This window comes from Moorena sp. SIO3I6, assembly GCF_010672095.1.
Map to the genome: position 1 here is coordinate 1 of NZ_JAAHHU010000962.1, position 1,871 is coordinate 1,871.

The 1,871-nt window shown below is 44.5% G+C and carries 1 protein-coding gene; it reads left to right on the top strand.

The features are described 5' to 3' along the window. Nucleotides 1-1,654 (top strand): Calx-beta domain-containing protein (locus tag F6K49_RS44980; protein ID WP_293108583.1); only part of this gene is annotated, 1,654 nt, incomplete at its 5' end. Nucleotides 1,655-1,871: the final 217 nt, after the last annotated feature.

Here is a 1,871-nt window from a genome sequence, read left to right on the forward strand (position 1 = left end):
CAAAACCATTACGGTACAGGCAGTGGATGACGATTTACCCGAAGGTGAGCACACCAGTACCATCAGCTACGCCATTACTAACACCGGAGATGAGGCCAAATATCCTGATACTCTCGAAATCCCATCCACCGAGATCACCATTACTGATAATGACGCAGATAATGTTGGTCAAGTTCTGATCAGCGAGATTTCTGGTCTCACGGAAGGGGGAGAGCCTGGCACTTATACCATTGCTCTTGACACTGTTCCAGCCGGACCAGTAGAAATCAAGATTATGGCGGATGAGGACAGTGAAATCAGTCTCGATGGGCAGAGCTTCGAGAACGAAGTGATGGTGAGCCTGAGCGATCTCACCCCCAAAACCATTACGGTAATGGCGGTGGATGACAATTTCCTCGAAGGTGACCATAATACCACGATCAGTTATACCATTACCAACACCGGGGATGAGGTCACATATCCTGATACTCTCAATATCCCATCCACCGAGATTACGATCACTGATAATGAGAGTGTTACCACAACCCCAGAGATTATCATCAGTGAGAGCCCGATACTATTTGAGGGTGGTACCGGTATCTACACTGTTGCATTAACTAACAATCCCACCGGAGAAGTAGAAATTACCATCAAAGCTGATGATCAAACTGAAATCAGTTTAGATGGAACTACCTTTGCTTCAGAGCAAGTGCTTACCTTCAATGAGGCAACACTTCAAACTATCACAGTGCGAGGGCTGGATGATCAAGAGGTTGAAGGGGATCACGAAAGTACCATCAGCCACGAGATTACCAAATCCGAGGACACTGTGAACTATCCCCTGGGGGATGTTGGGTTAGTCACTGCTAGTATTTTTGATAATGACATCCCGATTGTCACGATCAGTGCTAGCGACCTTGAGGCAGCGGAAAAAGACCAAGACCCAGGCAGCATCACCATCACTCGTTCCGGGGACACTACTGAAGAACTCACTGTCAGTTACATGACCTTTGGTAGCACTGCTACCGCAGATGACTACAGTGAAACCCTGAATGGATCAGTCACTATTGCCGCTGGTGAGTCCTCCGTCGAGTTGAAAATCACTCCAGAAATCGATTCCCGAATCGACGAAGGTGATGAAACGGTTAACTTGGTCTTAAACACCAGCGAAGATTATAACTTAGTTGGCAAAACTTTTGCTCAGATTACCATTGCTGATGACATCTCGTCAGTTCCTGACAATAGTACCAGGTTTGTCTGGCGTAATCCACTGACAGGAGATAATATCCTGTGGAAAATAGATGATACTCAGCAAGTAAATACAGTTACCCTTCCTGCGGAAACCGATCTCAATTTCGAAATCCAAGGTACTGGAGACTTTGATGGCGACGGTGAAAACGATGATGTATTCTGGTTTAACAAAGTAACCGGAGCCATTCAATACTGGCAAGGGCAAGGTGAAGAGATCAAGGAGATGGTGCTTGATGCCGGTGAGGTCAACCTCCTGGAATGGGAACTAACGGAGTTTGCTGACTTTAACGGTGATCTCAAAGATGATATTCTCGCCTACAAGCCAGATACTGGAGAGCTTGCTATCTTGACAATAGATGGTGAGACACTGGTGAATCAGGGGATCATTGAACGGAATGGTCAGCCTTTAACAAATTTCCTGTAAATAGACTTTTCCGGAATTTTTGAGATCTTTTCAAAGTATAAAAGTTATTCCAAAAAATCCATTTTAATAGATTACAAGTGTCTATTGAGCCAAAGTGGAACTTTTCTTTTATCTTAAATTGCAATTGAATGGATTCAAAACCTGGCTCAAATATAAACAATTGAGGTGTCATACTTTCTCTTTTCGTGCTTCAACAAAAGAATAGCCCTCCTCCCCA